Source organism: Pseudoalteromonas sp. SWXJZ10B, from assembly GCF_015864475.1.
GTDB lineage: Bacteria > Pseudomonadota > Gammaproteobacteria > Enterobacterales > Alteromonadaceae > Pseudoalteromonas > Pseudoalteromonas arctica.
The window spans coordinates 1-524 of record NZ_JADYXD010000069.1; the positions used below are offsets into that span (position 1 = coordinate 1).

Annotated in this window: 1 protein-coding gene; it reads left to right on the top strand. The window is 61.6% G+C overall.

What is annotated here, in order from left to right; translation table 11 throughout:
* On the top strand, positions 1–524 hold a 524-nt coding region (locus I6F54_RS20200; protein WP_197142809.1), incomplete at both ends, for a DUF7507 domain-containing protein.

Sequence of the window (524 nt, forward strand, 5' to 3'; positions counted from 1 at the left end):
GGGGGCTCACTCCCGGCGGCGACGCGGTAACGGCGAACTCGAACGTTGATCGTGAACTCACGGCGGAATCCGACCCCAGCATCACCGCCGAGAAGTCGGGAGTGATGACTTCGGGATCGGGTGAAGCGGGTTCGGAGATCACCTACAGCTTCATCGTCACGAACACCGGAAATGTCACGTTGCGCCTGGTTGGCGTGCTTGACCCGCTGATCGATGTTGTTCCCTCTGACCTCACGTTCCCGTCGGCGACCGGTATTCTCGGCCCGAACGAGCAGGCCGATGTCGATAACGGAACCGTCGAAAACACGGCAACCGCGATTGGAACGGCGCCTGACGGCACTGAAGTAACCGGCGTCTCGAACACTGTGTTCAACCCCACTGAAGACGCTGAGCCTTCGATCGTGACGACGCACACTGCGGCGCTTGCGGCCGGAGCCACCGGAGTGCTCGGCGACGGCATGAACTACAGCTTCCGCATCAGCAACGACGGCAACGTCACGCTCAACGGCGTAACGCTCTCGAAC